We start from the raw sequence: 22,194 nt of genomic DNA on the forward strand, positions 1-22,194 counted from the left end.
TCGTTATTCGTAGGAGGCAGTGATGAATTATCAATCAGCCGGAATTGCAGGTATATATAACCGACTTTGGTAAGAAAAAAGAAGATATAGGTTTGGTTGCGGAAGTTGATAAAAAGGTTGTTGGTGCTGTTTGGGTGCGCATTATGGATGATTATGGACATATAGACAACGACACTCCGTCCTTTGCCATTTCTTTATATAAAGATTATCGGGGATTTGGAATAGGTACTGATTTGATGAAAGAAATGCTTCGTATTCTGAAAGACAGAGGGTATAAACAGGCGTCACTTGCAGTACAAAAATCCAATTATGCTGTAAAAATGTATCAAAAAACAGGATTTGAAATTGTGGGCGAAAACGGGGAAGAGTACATTATGCTTTGTCGTTTGTGACAATATGACTTCCGGTTTGCCTGGCAGAATAACTATGCCAAGAGCCAACAGACTTGTGAGAAATTACAGTTTGTTGGCTCTCTTTATGTAAAGAACTAAGCTGTTTCTCCATAAATTTTTTTCTATTCCTTGACCACATTTTGACTTTTGGTTTTTATAATGAAAGTCGAATCTAAAACAAGTAGGAGGATGGACGATGCGAAAGCGATTCTTATCATTAGCTGTGATTTTTGTTTTGCCCTTTGCTGTGGCGGCCTGCGGAAATTATAACATTGCGGACGAGAATGCCCCGCCGCAGACTGTAGAAGAAGACCCATTCGCCGGGGCGCAGGAGGACGGAGATTTAGGGTTTCTCAGCCATGGGGAAGCCAGTCCCGCCAGAGCCGATGACCAGAGTGTTTTGCCTTATGAGTATCATGGCGGAGAATTTGTCCTGGACTATCAGTTTGTGTCAGAAGGGAAATTGGACAGCATTGGCTTCCTGCTTTTTTTGGACGGAAAGCCGCAAGCCTACAAGGTGAATGACACGGGGGCGGAATATGAGTATCTCCACTGCTTCCGGACATCAGAAAAGCACGAAGAGAATTTTTCCTTCGTGTTCACACCGGACACAGGGAAAAAAGGCGATACCCTGAATATGACGGTTGTGAGCGTCACCAGGCCCGATTTCCGGCCTGATATGAAAGAAACCTCAAGCTATGGCTGGTATCATCAGAGTTTCGAAAGGGTGCTGAAACTGCATTTTAATGAGGATGCTCCGGAAAATGACAGCATTAATGGAGAAAGTATAACTGCTTTTCGTGATGTCAGCATTACAGAGGAAAAAGTCACTTCCTCTTTTATTGAGAATGAGCTTGTGAGAGCAGGATGGAATGGCGTTACCATGGATACCCTGGATAACAGTGTCTATTGGACGCTTGTCTATGACGGAGAGGTGGTGTATGACAATATCAACCTTACCGGGAAAGATACGCTTACCGTGCGCTACACCCTTTGCGGAACGCCAGGCGCAAGATATGGCATATCATTTTTTTTAAACCATAAGCCCATATCTTTTGATGGAGCGGTTTCCTATGATGTCACATTAAGCAAAGGAAATGTGTGGATTATTGAGGCAACCATAGAAACGCTTAAGCTGGATGGTTTCAATACTTTTTATGCGACAGCTGTTGCGGCGGACGGAAATTCAGTTACAAGTAAAACCGGTTCAATTTTATTATACAAGGAGGACTAAAAATGAAAACAAAATGGATGTGTATGATACTTATGCTTGCTTTGGCTCTTAATCTGTCGGCCTGCGGGAATAGACAGGAGAATGGGAACAGCTCTGAAAATGGAGCCATAAACATGGAAACGCAATCCCTGGAAGATGCTTCATCGGAAAATACCGGAAATGAAAGCAGCGAAATGAACGTGATCGATCTGCAGGATAACGGTACAGATAAAAAGATTATGGAAGTTGGTACAGTTAAGAATTCAACTTTTTCCGGAAAAGTCAAAGGCTGTTATTATGCCGATGGCAGCCGGATTATCGTTGCGGCGGATCAGCTTTATCTTTACGATACGGGGAAAGGCGAAACAATCGCAAGCGCGGATATTTCTATGGAAGATTTATGCGTACAGACCTTTACAGACGGCTACTTTGTTGTGGGCCAGGGAAAGGCTGGCGGCGGAGGCAGTAACGGTTCATTTGCTGCATCAGAAAGCGGCGGTATCAATGGATACATACTGAATAAGGACTTTGCTGTTCAGGATACCATTTCCTTTAGCGGATTATTAAGTGATGATTTTATTCCGCAGATCACAGGAATCGCTGTTTCACAGGACGGAAAACAGGTTGCTTTCGGCGGACTTTCGGGACTTTACCTTTATGATGTTTCTTCCCGGAAGGTTCGTACCATTCTGAACTATTCCGAAGAAGGCACGGCAGATAATATGCAGATTGTAACTATGGACAGCCTTACCTTTACGGGGAACAACACTTTAGTCTATGTAGGCATGGCTACAGATGCCTCCATTGGCGGGGATGGGGTCAGTGTTTATGGTACAGTATCCACAGACAGCGCAGATCTCACCATTACCAAAAAGGGGGATTATAAAGTAGATACGGAAGAAGTGCAAAAGGGCGGAAACCTGCTTATTATGCCCCAGAGCTTTGACGAAAATAATGGAACCCTGCTGATGTTTGATACCATAGCCAATACAGAAAATACGATGTCGTTCTCAAGCCCCAGTGAGGGAAAAGACGGTGTTTACTGCTCCGGGCAGGGAAAATATGTGGCTACTGCTGTTTTGGAGGGAAGCAGTGTTACGATCAACATTTATGATACGGCATCGGGAAAAAATATCCATACGGAAACCGTTCAGGACAGCAACAGCGCCTATTTCATGCGTATCCCTCAGATATTGATTTTGGATGAGTCCGGCACCTGCATCGTTGTGCTTGGACGGGGTATTGACGAGGTAAGCACCCTGATAACAACCTTTGGCTTTGCGGGGTAATTCTTGATGAAAATATCGTTACGAAATGTTTCAAAGCAGTACAAGGGCAGGGGTGCCCTGGGCATGTCTGCCAAAGGCATATATGCCCTGAAGGATTTTACCACGGAACTTACGGAGGGTGTCTATGGGCTTTTGGGCGCTAACGGCGCGGGAAAGACGACACTGATCAATATCTTTGTGGGTATTTTGGGAAGCGATGGCGGAACGGTTTTGATTGACGGGCAGGATGCGGGAACACTGGGTAAGGACTTTCTGTCAAAAATCGGATATATGCCGCAATATCCGATTTTCTACCGGGATTTTACTGTGATGGATTTTCTGCTGTATATGTGCGCGCTGAAAGGGATTCCTGACGGACAGGGGAAAAAACGGGCTTTGGAGCTTCTGGATATCGTCAATCTTTCAGATGCGAAAGAGAAAAAGATTGGCGCCCTTTCCGGCGGCATGCGGCAGAGGGTTGGCATTGTCCAGGCGATGCTGGGCGATCCTGAAATTCTTATTTTGGACGAGCCGACAGCAGGGCTCGATCCCAGCGAACGTATCCGCTTCCGCAACCTGATCTCAAAATTCGCACAGGGGCGGACAGTTTTGCTGGCCACCCATATCGTTTCCGATGTGGAGTGTATCGCAAAGGAGATTATGATCTTAAAGGATGGCTCTTTAATAACCCAGGGAACTACCGACGCATTAGAACAGAATATCTATGGGAAAGTGTGGGAGGTGACAGTAAACGGGGAAGACGCTGCCAGACTTGGCAGCCGATATTATGTCAGCAATATGAAACAGCAGGGGGAACGCTTTTTAGTAAGAATCGTAAGCGATATGCAGCCTGCTTCAGACGCGGTAAAGGTTTCCCCTAACCTGGAAGATGTATTTCTGTATTACTTCCGCGGGCAATGAGCCAAGCGGACATGCCTGCATGTCCATTCTTGACAATAGAAAGTATGCTTTCTATTGTATGGCGAATGCCGCGAGAGTCGCAAGACCTTCCGCGGGCAATGAGTTAAGGGAGAGATTACATGACACGCTTAATCAAATATGAATTTTACAAATTATTCTGCAAGCGGTCAATACTTGTTGTGCTTCTTTGCTTCAGTGTAATGAACCTGTTCAAGATAAACAGCGAATTCCACTCGTATTCCTACCTGGCGGACGGAAATGACAGCCGCAGCTGGAACAGCGTGTATTGGCAGCTTTATGAGGATTACAGAGGGGAGATCACGGCTGAAAAAATCAATCATCTTCTTTCCGTATATCAGCCGTTAGCAGACGCTACGGCTGATATGACAGCAAGCACGGCCAAAGACAATCCGGATATGATGACGGGGAATATATACAGTGACCGGAATATCCTGGAAAAATACTATGTGGAGCCTATGGAATATTTCTATCATTATCGGACTTGTGCGCTTCAAGTGGCAGAGAGGGCAAAAGAAAATGCCGCTGTTTACAAAGAACGGGGGCAGACGTATGAAGCACGTAAAAACAGTGTGATCTATCACCTTTATTCCGGACGGAGCATAAAAGCCTTTGCCTATGAGGAAATGTATAACTATTATCTGAACTATGATTTTTCGGGCATATTGGTTTTATTTCTTTGTCTGTACGGGGTTGTCAGTACCTTTGTCTGCGAAAAGGAAACACAGATGGATATGCTGCTGCTGACAAATCCGGGCGGCGGTAAAAAGACCACATTCGCTAAAATTGCAGCGGCTTCTTTGTTTGCGGTCAGTGTGGCCATATGGTTTTCTGTTGTGGACTATATTGGTTTTGCGTATTTCTTCGGAACAGCGGAAGGAGGAAATCTTCCGCTGTATGCTGTCAGGAATTTCAGCACGGCTGCGGTAAACTGTAAGTTATGGCAATATGCGATTCTGTCCGCGGTGATAAGGGCAGTGGGCGTATGGACGATGAGCATGGTGTTTCTGTTGATTTCCCTGTTTGGGCGCAATGCCCTTGTTCCGTTTGTCGCTGATTTCGGGGCAGCCCTGTGTTTCATTATTACAGGTGCGTCACAGAGCTGTTTCAGTAATGCTTGGCTCAAAATCATAAACCCGTATTCGCTGCTTGCTAACCGCATGCTGTTTGGCAAGACCGAGTTCATTGATTTTGCAGGATATCCGGTACAGAGTTTCCAGGCAGCAATTATTTTTGCCATAACCGTAGGTGTGGTTTCCATAACGGCAATGATGATGCTTTCTAAAAGGAACTGTTATATTTTCTGCTGGACGGTAAAGTCGCGAAGGCGCACGAGAGGAACTTTCATGAGTGCCCTTTCGAATGAAAGTTCCTCTCATTAAATGTGCGCCGAAGTGACTTTACCCTTTAGTGCTGTCGCGCAGCGACTTTAAATAGTCCAGCTAAGAAATGTCAAGTATTTATGAGAAAAAATATCTGCTGGACGGTAAAGCTGCAAAGGCGCACGAGAGGAACTTTTATGAGTGCTTTTTCGAATAAAAGTTTCTCTCATAACCGGTGTGTCGAAGCAGCTTTACCCTTTAGTGCCGTCGCGCAGCGACTTTTATAGGAGGATAAAATGTCCGGATTTATGTATGAAGTAAAAAAGATCATGCTCTGTCAAAGGGGGCTGTTCTATATTGCCCTTGTCCTGCTCTTTGGCACGGTCTGGCTTGCCTTGTCCGACAACCCTGTAGACATAGCGATGGAGCAGTATAAAAATGAATATGAATGGTATCTGGAAAAGGTAAACGGATACTGCACCGAGGAATCTTCCCTTTATCTGGAGCAGGAGGCGGAGAGGATTGCGGAAGCGAAGGAGAGGCAGAACAGCCTTTTGGAGAATTACTATGACGGGAAGATCAGTGAAAGTGAATACAAAAAAGAGAGCCGGGAAATAGAGAAGGTTCTGGAGCGTCAAAATGGATTTGAGGTCATCTATCAGCAGTATCTCTATATCTGCGAAAATGCGGGAAACCGCTGTTTTCTCCAGACAAACGGATGGATGGGGCTTCTTGGCAAGGGTACGCTTCATTTCATTCTCTTCCTTGGCATTTTGCTGATTGTTACGCCTGTTTTCTGTTCTGAGTACAGCTGCCAGATGGACACCCTGATCCTGACTGCAAGGGAGGGGCGAAAAAGCGCCCTGTATAAGCTGCTCATTATGATTGAGGTTGTCCTTTTCTTATCGTTGTGTATCTCGCTTATTGAATACGGATTTTACAGGTTCAAATACGGGCTGCCGGATGGGGATTATCCGATTCAGAGTATCCGTTACTTTGCAGACAGCAGCAAAGGTATGTCGCTGTTGGAGGGATATGTATGGATCGGGCTGCTCCGGATATTTGGCGGTGTGTTTCTTACGATACTACTGATGTTCATTTCCGTTTTGGCCAAAAAGTATGCGGTCACCCTGCTGACTGGTGCGGTGTCCGTGATCATTCCCTATATAGGCTTATCGAAAACCGGCATTTACCGTCTGCCTCTGCCGCTGCCGTTTCTGCTTGGAACAGACTTTTTTGCAGGGGATATTGTTATGAACGATGCCCTGACGGGTGATGAGAAAATTATTTTTGCGGAGGTCGGCACGGTTACGCTATTGACCCTGCTCTCTGTATCCGTGCTTTTGTGTGCTTTGGCCGTTGTCTGGATTTTACGGCGCAATTCTAACAGTTGGCTGATGAAATCAGGGCAGAAGAAGCGTGGGGCGGCTTTCGCTGTCATGTTTGGCCTGGCATTGGCAGTGACGGGATGTTCAGGCCGTGGAAAAACGGGAAGCGTTGTCTATAATTCATCGGCAGTCTATGACTGTATGGGTTATGAAATCATACGGGATGAAGGGAATTTTGAGTATTCTCTCAGAAATACTTCCACGGGGGAAACATATCCTTTAGTACGTTCCCCTGTGTTTGGGGTATTTTCTGATGACGAAGAAATACGTGCGTTTTATGTGTGTCCGCCATATCTGTATTACACCACATCGGTTATGGAAAGCTATGTCAACCGGGTGGGAAACTATAACAGCAATATAACGAAAGTTTCGGTTGTGGAGCTGAATCTGGATACCTTTGAGGAAAAAACAATCTTTGAGCAGATGACGAATTCCGGGCGTTCTCTTTTGGGCATTGACTATGAAACAGGGGATAAATGGAAGTTCCTGGATTTTCACCACGCTTTTTTCCTGGATGACGACAGCCTGTTTTTCATTGGCAATGATGGCATAACAAAAGTAAACCGGTATACCGGAAAAACTGTAAAGCCAGACATTCCTGCAAACGGAAATATTTCATTCGACGGGGAAAACATCTTTTACAAGAATGAACAGGGGGTTTTGACAAGATATGACGTTTCCGGTAATGAAACTTACACTTATGAAAATATAGTTGCATATGATTTCTGCATAGATGAGCAGTCAATCTATTATGTCTCCAGGACGGACGGAGGAGACTTGTATTCCTGCGGCAAGGACGGGAATAACAAGGAATTGGTCAGTCATATACCTGCAATGTCTGTTACCTGTGATACAGGAAATATTTATGTGTTATCAAAAGAAAGTGGTAAGGAAATCGTTTTACCAAAAAGCCATTGATTTATTCCAGATTGAGTAACAAATGCGGCAATGAACAGGAAACGATAAATATGGGGAGCAAAGCCAGTCAGCAGATGGTTTTGCTTCTGTTTCTTACGATTCGGAAAGGAGCGCATATGTATTCAGACAGACAAACAGAGTTAAGCATATTTTTAGAACAACTGCAACAATCAGCAGAGGAAAAGACAGAAGAAAGGGTTATCATTCATGCAGTGACAAAGGCAGGCGGAGAGAAGATTTTTGAGATTGAGAGAACCCACTGTTTGCCCCAGTGGTATGTGTGGAAGCATCCGGCACAGACTATGGAATTTCTGAACAACCGAAAACAGGCGAAAAAGCGCTGATGTACAGGTACCGTATCCGGTAGAAAATGCAAGGCATGACTATGCAGTGGGCAATGGCAGGCTGAGAACTGCGGCGGCAATGGCTGACAAGCCTGTGTAGAGGGCAGCGTTAAAAGAGAAGCTGGCGGCATGGCATACAAGGCACAGGTATCTGGAGCAGGCAGGGCAGATACGGAGAAAGCGAAAAGGAAGGAGGAAACGCTGTAACAATCAAAAAAACAATCAAATTTCCACCATTGTCCGGGCTGCAATTAAAAAGTTCCGATTGATTTAGCCGGGATTTCGGGGTATAATGACATTGAGGTCATATACCTTTTGGGAATGGTTTTTGCGTTTCTTACCATATACCATATGAAAAGGAGGTTTATGGCTGATGGATACGGAAATAAAAAATGCGGTCAGTGCAACAGACCAGGACGCACAATATGATGAACAGTAAAGCAGTGGATTTGTTTTTATTAGAGAAAACAATTCTCTGCTTTTTCTGTTTTCGGGAAGAAAGACAGTCATAACAGATTGTCTTTTTTTCATGCAAAGAAAGGAAAATCAAATATGGCAGATGCAAAAACAGAAAAACAGAAAGTAAAGGAGATTACTGACAAGTTGGAGGAAGGCTTAAAGGAACTTTTTGAAAGCGAGAAATATAAAAGCTATCTCTCCACCATCTGGATCAGAAAATATCGGGAAAGAAGCGCTCTGAAGACCGCTGAATCAGAGTTCTTACCTGTGAATGCGGCAGGACTTTCCATAAATATAAATATTGCGGGATATGATATCTGATGTTATGATAAATAATAAGCAGAAAGGCAGGTGGAAGTATGCCTATGATCGGTTATTATGACGGAACGGCAGTTCAGGTAAAAGAGCCATTACAAATGAATCAAAAGGTAATTGTGATTCCGATAGAAAACGATACAGATTTAGGAGAGTCAGCTGCAGGAGGGCTTTATAAGTATGCGAATCCTTCTTTAATTGAACAGGAAAAGGATGCGTGGAGAAAGGCGGCGATCAAAAAACATGCAAGAAATCATTCGAGGAAAAACTGTTATGTAACATTGTAGGTACTGGCAGAAGTCTGTTATGTATTGGAAGGTGTATATCAGGTTACGAGGGAAGATATTGCATGTAATTTCCGTAAATTAGTTAATGATGTGAGTATTCTTAATGTGGATATATTACTTCGTGGATTAGAAATATTTGACAGAACACCTAAACTTGATTTTGTGGATTGTCTTTTATATGGATATAAATGGGAAAAGGGTATTGATATTGTTACTTTTGATAAGAAGCTGCAAAGACGTTTAGGTGAAGTATTTCTGTAATGTTTGAGGAGGCGCTAAGTTGTGTGTTATCTCATAGCGAAAGAATTTGATAAAAAAGGGTGTATTGCGGTAAAGACCAGACATGGTAAAGCATTGGCGGACTTTACCGAAAAGCTACAAAAGCAGATGGGAGAGAATGGTGTGCAGTTGATTACAATCAGCCGCCCCAGTGCTTATGGAGAATATGAACCTTATGAAATTATGGAAAGTAAGGAAAAGTTTCAGGAACATGTTCTGAGCCTGTAGAAAAGGATAATGATGGAAAAAACTGTTTTGAGTCCACATTTTACCATTGAAGATATTCATAGGCTCATGGAATATAATTTGAAATGACATAGCATATGACAGATGAAGAACGGATGGATTACTGCAACGAGAGAGGAAGAGAAGTTCAGAAAAAGATAGAGAAAATGAAAGCCTTATAATCATTTTAGTGCCACAGAATAAATTAGCAGTATAGAGTGTCTCACTGACCGCGATATACCGCTCAGGCGGCTATTTCCAATTGATGCCATAGGAATTTGGGTGCGAACAGGCAAAAGTATTGAAGAATAGCTTAATACAATAGAAAGCAAGCTTTCTATTGTCATGAATCAAGGTTTTTTAGGCTTGGTGGGGTTCACTGGAATGGTTGGTGAACCCCACTTTTTTGTGATTTTGGATGCCGCTGATAGAGGGGCGATTGGGGAAAAAATTGTACTATCAGGCAAAAGTATACTTTCACGCAAAAGTCAGGGAATGGTTGTTGGGAGTATACAGATGTCGGAAATATACAATACAACCATTCGGGTATGCTGTATAATAGAAAAAGGTAGTTATGTTTTTACTGCTTAAATAAAAACGACATACCGTATTTCGGGATTTCCATCACTTAAAGGAGGCATCTACATGAACAAACAAAAAACATTTTAACCCGCGCTGCTGAAATTGTCGCTCAGCGTACTGTGTGCCAGGACAAGGACAGCTCTCAATCTCTGTATGATTCGCTTTATGGCACAGCGTTATAGGCTGTTTATAAACTGGGAATTGGTAAAAGTGGAAATGATGCCATAAATGAGATTATTTAAAGCATAGGAGGTAATGAATATGTTTTTAATACCAACTTTACATTGTGGCGGTCGCTGCGCAGAAGTAATCGAGTTGTATAAAAAGGCGTTCCGCTTACAAAGACAAATTTGGATTTAAGTGGTTCTTAATGGTGGAGCTTTCTGAAAACCAGTAATTCCTGTGGGAAGAATGAAACAGAATCCAGAGTTTGCCGTCTTATGGACATAGAATACAGCGCTTGTGGTTGTGAAGACAGATATGAGTGAGAGGAGAAGAAACATGATAACAGAAGCTTTTGACAATCAGTCCCCAGCAATTATCAATCCGCAGATAAAGGTGAATGCGCCTCAGGTCGATGCGTGTATTCTGACTTTTTCCCATATGATTGAGAAATTTGTTCTGGAGAATTACGATTGCAGACAGATTGCGTCGTTTTGGTTTGCAACGGGTAATACGCCAATTTATGAATTGAAGCATAAAGGGAAAAAGTTTGCTTTTTATAAAACCTATGTGGGTGCGCCTGCCTGTGTCGGCACGGTGGAGGATACGCTGTCGGAAATAAAGACGGACAAGTATGTTGTATTTGGCGCTGCGGGCTGTCTGAATAAGGAAATTGCCCGCGGAAAAGTCATGATACCGACACAGGCTTACCGGGATGAAGGCACTTCTTATCATTACGCGCCAGCATCGGATTATGTTACTGTAGGAAATGCGGACATTGTTGCCGCTTTTATGGAGGAAAATGGGATTCCTTATGTGAAAGGGAAAACCTGGACTACCGATTCTTTCTACAGGGAAACTGTCAATAACTTTGAGAAGCATAAGGCGGACGGCTGTATCTCGGTAGAAATGGAATGCGCTGCCTTACAGGCAATGTGCGATTTCCGAGGGCTGAAGCTGTACACATTTTTTACAAGCGGCGATTTGCTTGACGCCCCCAAATGGGATGCCAGACGGAAGGAAGGGCAGACGAAAGGCACCCAGCATGATGCCGGGCATTTCGATATTGCATTGGAACTGGCGAGATATGTGGCGGAATAATACAAGTAGGAGGAGATGATCATGTTAATACCACACTTACATTTTTGCGGAGATTGCGAAAAAGCAATCGCTTTATATGAAAAGGCATTTGATACAAAAGCAGAAAATATTGTACACAATTATGATTATGCGCGCTGGTGGAGGAAAGGGAATGTTTTTATGATAGATTCCACTTTGAAGTGATTGGGGGACATACGCTGGATTCATCGGTTCTTTATTTTCAAATGGGCAATGATACCTATTGTATTACGGGAGACGAATGCTATTTCTGTGACAACATGGATAAAGATATTCCCATCGGCATCAGTGTCTGCGGGGAGAAAAATGAGAGGTTTATCCGTAAGGCGCATGAAAGAGGATGGATACCGTTGCCGTTTCATGATGCGGGGATTTTGAAGAGATATGACAGACTGACGGAAAATATTGTCAGGATGTGTTAAAGCTGCCGCACACCTGGAAACATTTTCGTTCCGCATATAAAATGTTATATGGCGCAATTCTAAAGGCCTTTTCCCCATATGCCTTAGGAATTATAATATTTCTTACGAAAGAATACTGAATAAACAGGTAGAGATTTCTATAGGGAAGTTTTTGGAACAAATATTTTGAAGCTTTTGAATATGAATTTATCCGAACGATAGAAATATAAACCGTAAGATAGGAGACTCTATGTACGAAAGAATGTTGGATAAACTGGCAAAGCCGATTATAGAAGAAATGGCTGTGTTTTGTGGTGAGAATGCGGAACGATTCTCCTTGCTGAATGAGTGGCTGGCCTCCGTCTTTCACACGGATGAGAGGATTGTTTTTCCATATGGAAATCACTATGGCTGGGGCGTTTCCCATAAAGTGAAAAACAAACTAATCTGTAATATTTTTGCGGAAGACAATGCATTTACGGTTATGATGCGGCTTTCGGATAGGCAGTATCAAACCGTTTACAGTCAACTGCAAGAATATGCCAGAGGTTTGATAGACAACAAATATTCCTGCGGTGACGGCGGGTGGATTCACTATCGTGTGACAGAAGAGGAACAGTTTGACGATATAAAGACATTGTTGGCCGTCAAATGTAGTCCAGCGAAACAAAGGAGAACCGAATGACAAGCGATGCGCTTACTTGGTTATTGGATTTCGGGAATCCGGCAGTACAATATCGGACGAGGACAGAATTACTGAATCAAGAGGATGATTCGGCGGGAGTGATTTGGGCAAGACAAATGAGAAGCTGCTTCCGAGCTGTAAGGGTGCAAAATTTCTTGAAGGATGGAGATTCAGTAACAAAGTGAGCATCGACAAGTTATCTACATGGGCAGATAGCTTGATTAAGGCAGACCGATAAACACGAATTTTGCTATTTATGTGTGTCTGTCATAAAAGAGCAGGTTCGTTCATAGTGAAACGGGCGGTCAACAGGAGGTGAAGCAATTCATGTCAGATTACAAAACCGGTAGATGGGCAAAACAGATACTTGACAGCAGAGACAGCGAAGGAATGTGGGGGAATTTCCATACGTTAAGTCAGCCTGTCGGGAATAAGGAGATTACTACGGAACAGGCCTTGCGCAGATTGCGAATACTGGGATTTACAAAAGATGACGAACCCATTCGGTGGGTGCTGGACAGAATGTGCTTATGTGTCAGCGGAAGGAAAAAGATAGACAACTATTATGAAAAAACCCACGACTGGGCTTTATTTGAAAAGCTTATGCTTTCTGCGTGGATCAGGATATTTGAACCGGAAAATAAAATTGCTTTGGACGTTGCAAAACAATGGGGAGAGATCGTGGAAAAATCGTTTGGCAGCGGACAGTATAACAGGGCTGACGATATAGCCGCCTTCACTTCGCAATTTGGCAGAAAGCCCAAAAGCGGATTTGAAACAGGCTTTGGTATGTTCTATCATGCAGCACTGTTAAAGGGGGTATTGTCTCCCGCGACGGAAAACCTTTTGCTGCAATATTATCTGACAAGGTCGGACGGTATTTATTATATTTATGATAAAAGCCTTAATGTGCTGCCCGATGTTTTTGCATCGAAAAGGGCGAGTCAATATCTGGCGGCAATAGAATTATTGGCGGGATACGGACAGGCACGGGGGAAATTGGGTTTTGTTGCTAAGTGGCTTGATTCCCATAAGGATAAATACGGTCAATGGGATTTGGGAGCGGGTGCGAAAGACGGTGTATATTTCCCTTTGTCCGATTCATGGCGGAAACGGGAGTACAGAATAGCGGACTGCACGGAAAGGATAACAAATTTGATGCAGCAGATCTTTTGATTGTCATTCTTGCGATTCTGGGCACCTGCCCGCGGGGGATTTTTTATGGCTGCAAAGGGGCAAAATGCCTATTGTAAGGCGATTGGAAATACTGGGGGTCATTGCACTGGATCGACCAGTAAAATTAAACTTATGGAAGTCTAAGGAGTTGTCTATGACGATTGATGATTTATATATTGTTAATTACTGTCACCCTAGTTGCGCGCCTTTGCTGAACATCATGCGCCTGCCGAAAGACGAGGCGTTTGCGCTGGCATATAAAATGGCTGGACAGAACAAGGATACTACTGCGTTCTACAGATTTGCAGATTTTGAGAATTATTATCCAAAGCGCTTGCAAACGGACAAGCTATTACACGCACGATTTGTAGAACTCGGCGGTAAACCTTTGCAGGAACACCCTCTTTCGTTTGTTCTACAAGGAAGTGCTTATCTGAACGATTGGTTTGATAATGGAATTGTTACAAAGATACCGCTAAATCGTATTTCTTCTAATCATATTAGCTTTACATATGGTGATAGTATGGCTTCCCTTGAAAAGCATGGTGAGTTTACTATGCTTACAAAGGACATGCTTTTTAAGGTGATGTCGAATTATGATGGCACGCTGGAGGAATTTATGACTAATATTGAAAAACAGTATCATTATATAGAAGTGCAGGTTTGGGATGACGAATGTGTAAGGATATGAATAATTTGATATTTGTAACTCCAACAAAAGAGCATGAATCGCAAGTAATGGAATTGAATGTCTTGGCTGGACTTCGTCTGCTACATATCTTGGTATTCGTATTTCCGATGGCAGACTGATTGGAATGATCGATTTGAGACATGAACTTTCCGGATTTTTGCTGAAATATAACGGTCAAATTGGCTATAGTGTTCGACCATCGGAGCGCAAAAAAGGTTATGCCTGTCAGATGTTGTTACTTGTACGAAAAAAGGCTGAAAACTTTGGTTATAAAAAAGTTCTTGTGTGTTGCAACAAAGCAAATGCTCAATCCGCCAGAGTGATACAAAAGTGCGGCGGCGCACTTGAAAAATATGGGCAGAGGCATAATAAGTGAGAAATTTGAAAACTACACACTAATCACATAATTCTATGTTATGCTGTTTTCTGGAGGTGTCATTATGCAGAAAATTTTAGTCGTTGAAGATGACCTGGATATTCAAGAGCTATTAAAAAACTTTTTGCAAGAGGTAGGCTATGAAATAATTTTAGCGAATGATGGTGTTGAGGCTGTCTCCATATTCACTGCCGCACATTTTGATTTGATATTACTTGATGTAATGCTCCCCAAAATTGACGGCTTTGCCGTCTGCGAACTAATACGCAGGCAATCTCAGGTTCCCATCATCATGCTTACTGCATTGAGCGGAGAAGAAGAACAAATCCGAGGACTGGACTTGCAAGTTGACGACTATATTACAAAACCTTTTTCCATGCCGATTTTAGTTCGCAAAATTGCCGCTGTTTTACGGCGTAGCGGCGGGCCAGAGGAGGATAAGCATAAAACAATCGATTACCAAAATCTTATTTTAGACTGCGACAATTACACAGCCATGATAGATGGAGCCGCCTATGAACTGACGCAGCGGGAATTTGAAGTGCTGAAAGAACTGCTCACGAATCAGGGGCGTATTTTGACCCGGCAAAACCTTTTGGACAAACTGTGGCGGTATGACTTTTATGGAGACGAGCGTGTGGTAGATACGCACATCAAAAACCTGCGAAAAAAACTGGGCATTGATTTTATCCAGACAATCAGAGGGGTGGGATATAAGATTGACAAAGAAAATCAGAAGTAGTTTATATGCAAAAGTGTTTCTCACCACAACAGCGATGCTTTTATGTATGTCACTATTGGTATTTAGCTTATTAGCATGGTTGATGCCGCAAACCTATTCCAACAGGCTGAATACAGTCTTGGACGAACGGGCGCAGCGTTTTGTTTCCGAACTGGAGCAAGTAGCTTTTCCGAATAGCGGCGGTTTGTTCGACCAGCTTCTTCAGGATATGGAAATCAATTCCGTTGAACTGTATAATGGCAAAGGCGAGTTCGTGCCCTTGCCGACAGAACTATTTGCCGAAGCGTGGGACGGTAACACGGCGTATATTGAGCAAACGCAGATTAATGAGTTGCGAAAAACTGTCCCCCTTCTGTCTGGCAGCTACCACTTTTCCTTTTCTGATAGCAATGAGCGATATATGCTCATCGTTTACGGAGCAGCAGAACAAATCGGGGAATTGCAGCAGTCTTTTATCCGTGTATTTCCGTTTATCCTGTTGATCGTTTTAGCAGTTGCTTTTATTGTGTCCTGGCTTTACTCTTGTATGATTACAAAGCCCGTGCTGGAAATCAGCCGCATATCCGAAAAGATGTCTGACTTGCAGTTGAATTGGACGGTTGATGAACAACGGACTGATGAATTGGGAACACTGGGGAAAAGCCTGAACAGGCTATCGCACAATCTTTCTGTCACCCTCTCTGATTTGCAAAACGCAAACAGGAAACTCGAAGCCGATATTGAGCATAAAAAGAAATTGGAACAGGCCCGTACAAATTTCTTTTCGGCGGTGTCCCATGAGCTGAAAACACCTGTAACCATTATCAAAGGCCAGTTAGAAGGAATGCTGCTGGGTATTGGGGCATACAAAGACCATGATAAATATTTGACGAGATCGCTGGAAATTGCAAACACCCTTGAAACAATGGTGCAGGAGATATTGACAATCTCCCGGCTGGAAACTGCTGGGGCAGAGTTTAAAAAAGACCATTTGGATTGTGTTCAGATGATCAAATCCTATTTAAGTGAAACCGAAGACTTGATTGTGGGAAAAGATTTGCAAATATATCTTGATGCTCCACCATCCGTTCTTATCACCGGAAACAAAATGTTGATGGAAAAAGTGTTTTCCAATCTGATCGGAAACGCAATCAAGTATTCTCCGCAGGGCGCCTTCATTCGTATCTCCATCCATGTGGAACATGAACAGATAAAGTTTTCTGTGGAAAACACGGGCGCCCATATCCCGGAGGATAGTATTCCCAAAGTATTTGATGCGTTTTATCGTGTGGAGCAATCCAGAAGCCGTAAAACCGGCGGAAGCGGGTTAGGGCTGTATATTGTGCAGGAGATACTACACCTGCATGGAAGTGAATGTACGGTCTGCAATACACAGGCCGGGGTAAAGTTTTCTTTTTTTTCAACTACACATAAATCACAAACGAATCCCACATGTATCACAAAAAAAGGTGATATGATATGGGCATACTAAGAAAGGATGGTGTTTCAAATGAAGAAAACAAAGAAAATCTCATATGCACTTCTGGCCCTGCCTCTTGCTGCCTGCCTTATCGGATGTAGTGCGGCTGCTGCATCGGTACTTCCGCATGGAAGCGGTGAAACGTCCGCTTTACCCTCGGAGTCCACATCTATGTACGATGTGGCCTATGCAGAAAATGGTGTCGAAAATGCTGCCCACGATGAAGCGGTACTGAAGGAGAAGCTCAAGCACTATGAAGAATTTGGCATGGTCTACGATTCGGATAAAGATGTGTTGTATTACAACGGGAAGTTGGTCAGATGGTTTGAAGATTATTACGAGTTGAGTGCTGAAGAGCGGGCAGGCATAGACTTTTTCAACGAGAACGGAGTGGTTGATGTTTATGCTGTCCGGGATTTTAGTAACCTCATTCAAAATGATGACGGCTCCTTTGACCCCAGCGGCAAAATAATTGGATTGAAAGAATTTTCTGATAAGGAATTTGCTGAACGGGACATCAATGCCATAAAAAACCCGCCAAGAGCGGTGTGTTACGCTGGCGGTGGGCCGCTGACGCCAGATGAAGCACAGGCTATAGCAGACGAATATGCCGCATTTGGTGTCACCTATGACGCCACCATTGACCAGTGGTATTTCAACGGCGAAAAAGTACGGTTTTTCCAAGATGTGCTGACCTCCAATGGCGAAAGCCTGACCGGCGGAAATTTCCATGGTGCAATCCGCAGTTCGTGGAACGAAAACGGTTCAATCGACATCTATACGGTTCGTGACTTTGCAAATCTGAACACTTCCGGGAATGGAACGCTGTCCGGCGTAGAGAAATTCAGCCAGGCGGAATTTGACAAACACACGCAGGCGGAATTTAGCGAACATACGCAGAGGGAAGTACAAAACAGCTCGGGTGAGTGTGTGGTAATTCAAGAGTAAAGACTGCTGCACGACGGCAGGAATGTTTAGAATTATTTCACATACCAATTCCGGGAAAAAGGATAATGCGACGCCTTTGTTTGACTGGGGGAAGTATTATGAGAAGGACGGTAAGTTTGTGATGCCCGTATCTGTCCAGGCTCACCATTCTTTTGTGGATGGAATACATATTGGACAGTTTGCGGATATGCTCCAGAGATATCTGGAATCGTTTTAGGAGCGAGAGCGGGATGATATCATAGAATCAATGATAGATTTTCGTATAAAATTTATTGTAAGTTTACAAGAAGGACTGAAAATGCAGGGGGCATTTTCAGTCCTTTTTTCGTGGAATGCTTTTCCATTGGGAAGGGAAAGCGTTTCCGGAAATGATTGACATGTCAGCAGTTTGTTTGTATAATTGTTATTGACTTTAAGTCAATAACTTCGGAAGGGATGAATGAAAATTGGCAAGACCAGTGAAAAAGCAGCCGGAACAATGGAAGAAAGAGATTCTGGATGCGGCAAAGGAACTGTTTTTATCGAAAGGTTATGAGGAAACTGCCATTACGGATATTATGGAGCTGGCAGGCGGCGCAAAGGGGATGTTTTACCGTTTTTTCCAGAGCAAGGAAGAGGTCATGCACGCTTTGGGGGATCAGATGTTTTTGGAAAATAATCCTTTTGAGGCAGTCAGGGGGCGTTCTGATTTGAACGGGATGCAGAAGATCCGGGAAGTGCTTGCTTTTGACAGGGCTGACGGAGAGCGGGAGGAGATCAGCATACAGGCAATCCCCATCCTGAAAGACCCGCGCATTCTGGCGGCTGCGGTGGAGGCGAACCGGCGGGTGCTGACTCCTTTATGGCTGGAACTGATCGAGGAAGGGCACCAGGACGGTTCCATCCGGACAGAGTATGCAAAGGAGCTTTCCGAACTGCTGCCCCTTGTGAATTTCTGGCTGATGCCGTCCGTGTTCCCGGCTGATGCGGAAGAGATCCGGCATAAAGGCCGGTTTGTGGCGGAGGTTCTTTCGGCAATGGGGCTTCCGATCATAGAGGATGAGATGGTTGGACGGACAGAGCGGATACTGGGAGGCTATGGGGAAGAAAGGAAGGAGTAGCGTATGGGGCAGAAACTCCTTCGGGTATCATGGTATGTGTAATCGGGCTGCTTGCCATAGGGTTTTTTAAGAAACTGGATGAAAAGTAAGGGGGCGTAATAGGCTGATAAAAGGTATAATAGGATTACGTTAATAACACGGTAAGCGCCAATGGAGCCTTGCCGGGGGAATGGCAGGTGCGTTCAGGGAGATGGAATGATGTAAGAGAAAAAATATAAAAAATTCAAATCTACACAATAAATTCAAATTCCTCTGTTATAATCAGAAGCCAGGAGGTGCGCTATGAGTAAAATTTTAATTGTTGAGGACGATCTATCCATACAGGCTTTGCTGCATGACTTTATACAGGAAGCCGGATATAGTGTTGCACTGGCGGCTGACGGGGTGGAAGCCCTTGCGAAATATTCTGAGCAGGATTTTGATCTGGTACTGCTTGACATTATGCTTCCCAAAATAGACGGTTATGGTGTCTGTGAGGTTATCCGGCAGAAATCCGATGTGCCTGTCATCATGCTCACGGCTTTGGATGGGGAAGAAAACCAGATAAGAGGATTGGACTTGCAGGCTGATGATTATATCACAAAACCTTTTTCCATGCCCGTCCTGCTTCGGAAAATAGCCGCTGTTCTGCGCCGTTCATCAAAACAAAATGATACACCACAGACTATGAACTATAAAAATCTGACGCTGGACTTAGATGGGTACAAGGTCTATGCAGGGGGAGAAGACATTGACCTTACCCCGCGTGAATTTGAAATACTGCGGGAGCTGCTGGCTAACAGGGGCAGGATTCTGACGCGGCAGAACCTCTTGCAGACAATTTGGAAGTATGAGTTTTTTGGAGAGGAACGGATCATTGACACGCATATTAAAAACCTACGGAAAAAGCTCGGAGCCGCAGATTATATAGAAACGATCAGAGGAGTGGGATATAGAATTGATAAAGGAGATGAAAAGCCGATTATCTGCTAAAGTTTTTTTGCTGACATTGTTGTTGATAGCGGTGTGTTGTTTTACGACATATAGTTTCATTTTACAGGCCGCCCCCAAAAACTATCAGTATGACATAGAAGATGTCGATTTGGAGCTTAGCTTTTTGCCGGATGAATTTTCGAGAATCGAAAAGGAATACGCTTATATGTTTCTTGAAGCTGAGTCTGTCTGGATAGAGGAACAATACGAAAATGAATTTGAGCTGCATTTCTTTCAGTCTGACGGACAGGAAGTGAGCTTACATGATATTAACCAACTTGTCGGTGGGCAGATTACAGATTATGAAAAGAAAGAAAAAACAAAACATTACACCACTTCATTTGTTGACAGCGATTCAATTTATACGTTATTGGTGACAAGGAATACTGCAAAACATACCCAGACAGAAGAAGCGATACAAGGGACGCTCCCGGTGCTTTGCCTTGTCGTATTGTCAGGTTCTGTCATTTCAGCCTTTTTCTATTCATGGTATATGACTGCGCCTATCAAAAAAGTGAGTAAACTTTCAAAGCAAATGGCAGATATGGATTTTAGCGGCTTTTGTCCTGTGGGGCGCGCAGATGAAATAGGCGTGCTATCTGACAGCCTGAATACACTCTCCCGGAAATTGGCGACAACTCTTTCGGAATTGCAGGAAGCGAACCAAAAGCTGCAAGCAGATATTGACATGGAAAGGCGGCTTGAGCGACAGCGGGTAGAGTTTTTTGCGGCGGCTTCCCATGAACTGAAAACGCCAATTACCATTATCAAGGGACAGCTTCAGGGTATGCTCTATCAAGTGGGACGCTATAAAGACCGGGAAACATATCTTGCACAGTCTTTGGAAATTACGGACACTTTGGGAAAAATGGTACAGGAGCTTTTAACAATATCCCGATTAGACACCCCGGGTTATACTTGCAAAAAAAGCAATCTTAATCTTAGCAATCTCATAATTGACCGCATTACAGCGTTTGAAGATTTATTCATGCAAAAGGATTTGACAGCCAGCCAATCCATATCCCCGGAAATTTATATTTTAGGCGATATGCAATTGCTTCAAAAAGTATTGGATAATCTTTTAGGAAATGCGGCGGCGTATTCGGGAGCCGGAAATCAAGTATTGATAAAGTTATGGAACGAAGCTGAAACAACCGCCCTTACGATTGAGAATACAGGTGCACATATCCCCGACGAAGCTATTCCCAAACTGTTTGAACCATTTTACAGGGTAGACCAGTCAAGAAACAGGCAGACAGGCGGCACAGGATTAGGATTGTATATTGTGAAAACAATTCTTGACCTGCATGGAGCAGAAATCAAGATTGCTAATACTGTTCGGGGGGTTATCGTTGACCTGCAGTTTTAGAAATATCGGGGAGGCGGCGGGTTTTTAGCTTGCCGTCTTTTTTGACGCAAATTTGCGTTTCTCCACATAAAAAACATATTCAATTCAAAGTAGATTCAAGTTAGGATGGTATTCTTTCATTGTACCCGGAAACAGGTAAACAACAAATAAATTTGTTGACAGAAAATGTTGTTCACAGAAAGGAGATTCTACAATGAAAAAATGTTTACACATCATCTTTGCCGTCCTCTTAACAGCAGGTGCGCTGACGGGGTGCGCAAGCCAAAGTAATTTGGCTTTACGAAATCCTTCGCCCGAACAAAACAATGCTGCCATGCAAAGTAATGAACCTGCCATTATTCAAACTGCACTGTCGATAAATGGGGCTTCAAGCCCGATCGTTTCCCCTACTGCGTCTGCTGCATATGAAAAACTGATTGCATACAAGGCCGAGGGCTATGAGCAGCAGAGCGTAGCTGATTTTAGTGCGGCACTTGCTTCCACACCAGATGAATTAACAGAGTTCCTTGCCGCAGTAGCTGATGTAAGCAACACCATATCCTCCGATGACGAAAACTATGAATTTTTCACAACAACAATAACCTTTTCGTCCCATGAATTATACTGCGAGCATAAGGGAGAAGAATTTACTCTCTTTGTATCAATGTCAAAACAGAGCGGGCTTTGTGACTATTTGGACGAGGCTGGGGAACCCGTATATGAATTTAACTGTTTTGTTGAGTCTAATGTCGCTTACTCCATCGACAATCCGAAACTTGTATCGGTAGCAGAGAGAGATAAGGCGCTGCTGACCTATAAAGAAGAAATGCAGAATTACTTGAATGGTCTAAGTGAAACAGAAATAACAGACGGCGATGTCAAAACAATGCTCATAGATAAGTCTGCTGAACTTGCAGATAGCTTGTCTACGGAAAATATGAAACTATCGCCTTGTGAAATTTATTTGCTTGAAATCAACGGAGAAGGAGCCATTCAGTAATGAGGAGGTCTCATAACGGAAATCACTTGGAAAGCTTGGATACTATATCGGACAAAAAGGAAAAACTTTAGCCCCTCCGTTCCG

General features: G+C 43.5%; 24 protein-coding genes and 2 pseudogenes. All 26 read left to right on the top strand.

All coding sequences use genetic code 11. The annotated features are described in order from the left end of the window. Positions 1-26: 26 nt before the first annotated feature. A pseudogene (locus NSB25_RS16545) lies at positions 27-392 on the top strand (N-acetyltransferase family protein); the annotation flags it as partial. Positions 393-588: 196 nt separating this feature from the next. Beyond that, complete coding sequence (locus NSB25_RS16550; protein WP_103240569.1) at positions 589-1,626, top strand: hypothetical protein; 1,038 nt, start codon at positions 589-591, stop codon at positions 1,624-1,626. A gap of 2 nt (positions 1,627-1,628) precedes the next feature. Continuing rightward, positions 1,629-2,894 carry a hypothetical protein gene (locus tag NSB25_RS16555; RefSeq protein ID WP_103240568.1) on the top strand — a complete coding sequence of 422 codons (1,266 nt, stop codon included), beginning with the start codon at positions 1,629-1,631 and terminating at the stop codon, positions 2,892-2,894. Positions 2,895-2,900: 6 nt separating this feature from the next. After that, positions 2,901-3,794, top strand: coding sequence for an ATP-binding cassette domain-containing protein (locus NSB25_RS16560; RefSeq protein ID WP_103240567.1), 894 nt, complete (start codon positions 2,901-2,903; stop codon positions 3,792-3,794). A 119-nt stretch (positions 3,795-3,913) separates the two neighbouring features. After that, entirely contained in the window at positions 3,914-5,194 is a 1,281-nt protein-coding gene (locus NSB25_RS16565; RefSeq protein WP_242982482.1) for an ABC transporter permease, read from the top strand. Positions 5,195-5,430: 236 nt separating this feature from the next. Next, a complete protein-coding gene (locus tag NSB25_RS16570; RefSeq protein WP_103240566.1) occupies positions 5,431-7,440 on the top strand; it encodes an ABC transporter permease in 2,010 nt (669 codons plus the stop codon). A 50-nt stretch (positions 7,441-7,490) separates the two neighbouring features. Further along, positions 7,491-7,784 carry a hypothetical protein gene (locus tag NSB25_RS16575; protein WP_146040088.1) on the top strand — a complete coding sequence of 98 codons (294 nt, stop codon included), beginning with the start codon at positions 7,491-7,493 and terminating at the stop codon, positions 7,782-7,784. A 552-nt stretch (positions 7,785-8,336) separates the two neighbouring features. Then, positions 8,337-8,564, top strand: coding sequence for a hypothetical protein (locus tag NSB25_RS16580; RefSeq protein ID WP_103240564.1), 228 nt, complete (start codon positions 8,337-8,339; stop codon positions 8,562-8,564). 44 nt (positions 8,565-8,608) lie between these two features. Further along, positions 8,609-8,845, top strand: a complete 237-nt coding sequence (locus NSB25_RS16585) for a hypothetical protein (RefSeq protein ID WP_146040087.1) — start codon at positions 8,609-8,611, stop codon at positions 8,843-8,845. 3 nt (positions 8,846-8,848) lie between these two features. Then, positions 8,849-9,106 carry a hypothetical protein gene (locus tag NSB25_RS16590; protein WP_416385572.1) on the top strand — a complete coding sequence of 86 codons (258 nt, stop codon included), beginning with the start codon at positions 8,849-8,851 and terminating at the stop codon, positions 9,104-9,106. 21 nt (positions 9,107-9,127) lie between these two features. Further along, on the top strand, positions 9,128-9,352 hold the full coding sequence (locus NSB25_RS16595; RefSeq protein WP_103240561.1) for a DUF6718 family protein: 225 nt from the start codon (positions 9,128-9,130) through the stop codon (positions 9,350-9,352). A 342-nt stretch (positions 9,353-9,694) separates the two neighbouring features. Continuing rightward, a complete protein-coding gene (locus NSB25_RS16600; protein WP_103240560.1) occupies positions 9,695-9,940 on the top strand; it encodes a hypothetical protein in 246 nt (81 codons plus the stop codon). 492 nt (positions 9,941-10,432) lie between these two features. Next, entirely contained in the window at positions 10,433-11,194 is a 762-nt protein-coding gene (locus NSB25_RS16605) for a nucleoside phosphorylase (RefSeq protein WP_172455160.1), read from the top strand. A 137-nt stretch (positions 11,195-11,331) separates the two neighbouring features. Continuing rightward, positions 11,332-11,634, top strand: a complete 303-nt coding sequence (locus tag NSB25_RS16610; RefSeq protein ID WP_146040086.1) for an MBL fold metallo-hydrolase — start codon at positions 11,332-11,334, stop codon at positions 11,632-11,634. Positions 11,635-11,863: 229 nt separating this feature from the next. Then, positions 11,864-12,298, top strand: coding sequence for a DUF3788 domain-containing protein (locus NSB25_RS16615; protein ID WP_103240557.1), 435 nt, complete (start codon positions 11,864-11,866; stop codon positions 12,296-12,298). Between the two features lie 327 nt (positions 12,299-12,625). Continuing rightward, positions 12,626-13,474, top strand: a complete 849-nt coding sequence (locus NSB25_RS16620) for a hypothetical protein (RefSeq protein ID WP_103240555.1) — start codon at positions 12,626-12,628, stop codon at positions 13,472-13,474. A gap of 154 nt (positions 13,475-13,628) precedes the next feature. Beyond that, on the top strand, positions 13,629-14,165 hold the full coding sequence (locus tag NSB25_RS16625) for a hypothetical protein (RefSeq protein ID WP_146040085.1): 537 nt from the start codon (positions 13,629-13,631) through the stop codon (positions 14,163-14,165). A 94-nt stretch (positions 14,166-14,259) separates the two neighbouring features. Beyond that, entirely contained in the window at positions 14,260-14,541 is a 282-nt protein-coding gene (locus tag NSB25_RS16630) for a GNAT family N-acetyltransferase (protein WP_330671176.1), read from the top strand. 64 nt (positions 14,542-14,605) lie between these two features. Beyond that, complete coding sequence (locus tag NSB25_RS16635) at positions 14,606-15,283, top strand: response regulator transcription factor (RefSeq protein WP_103240552.1); 678 nt, start codon at positions 14,606-14,608, stop codon at positions 15,281-15,283. Then, positions 15,261-16,754 (top strand): sensor histidine kinase, encoded by a 1,494-nt coding sequence (locus tag NSB25_RS16640; RefSeq protein ID WP_103240551.1) that lies wholly within the window; start codon positions 15,261-15,263, stop codon positions 16,752-16,754. The genes NSB25_RS16635 and NSB25_RS16640 overlap by 23 nt, the downstream gene beginning before the upstream one ends. An 18-nt stretch (positions 16,755-16,772) precedes the next feature. Continuing rightward, positions 16,773-17,690, top strand: coding sequence for a hypothetical protein (locus tag NSB25_RS16645; RefSeq protein ID WP_103240550.1), 918 nt, complete (start codon positions 16,773-16,775; stop codon positions 17,688-17,690). Between the two features lie 34 nt (positions 17,691-17,724). After that, positions 17,725-17,907, top strand: a pseudogene (locus NSB25_RS16650) (CatA-like O-acetyltransferase); the annotation flags it as partial. A 229-nt stretch (positions 17,908-18,136) separates the two neighbouring features. Beyond that, entirely contained in the window at positions 18,137-18,790 is a 654-nt protein-coding gene (locus NSB25_RS16655; RefSeq protein WP_103240549.1) for a TetR/AcrR family transcriptional regulator, read from the top strand. Positions 18,791-19,072: 282 nt separating this feature from the next. Next, on the top strand, positions 19,073-19,762 hold the full coding sequence (locus NSB25_RS16660; RefSeq protein WP_103240548.1) for a response regulator transcription factor: 690 nt from the start codon (positions 19,073-19,075) through the stop codon (positions 19,760-19,762). Further along, on the top strand, positions 19,728-21,131 hold the full coding sequence (locus NSB25_RS16665) for a HAMP domain-containing sensor histidine kinase (protein WP_146040084.1): 1,404 nt from the start codon (positions 19,728-19,730) through the stop codon (positions 21,129-21,131). The genes NSB25_RS16660 and NSB25_RS16665 overlap by 35 nt, the downstream gene beginning before the upstream one ends. A 193-nt stretch (positions 21,132-21,324) precedes the next feature. After that, the gene (locus tag NSB25_RS16670) at positions 21,325-22,110 is read left to right on the top strand and encodes a hypothetical protein (protein ID WP_103240546.1); all 786 of its coding nucleotides are present in this window, start codon (positions 21,325-21,327) and stop codon (positions 22,108-22,110) included. The last annotated feature ends 84 nt before the right edge of the window (positions 22,111-22,194 follow it).

The sequence above is a fragment of the Acetatifactor muris genome (genome assembly GCF_024623325.1).
Classification (GTDB): Bacteria; Bacillota; Clostridia; order Lachnospirales; family Lachnospiraceae; genus Acetatifactor; species Acetatifactor muris.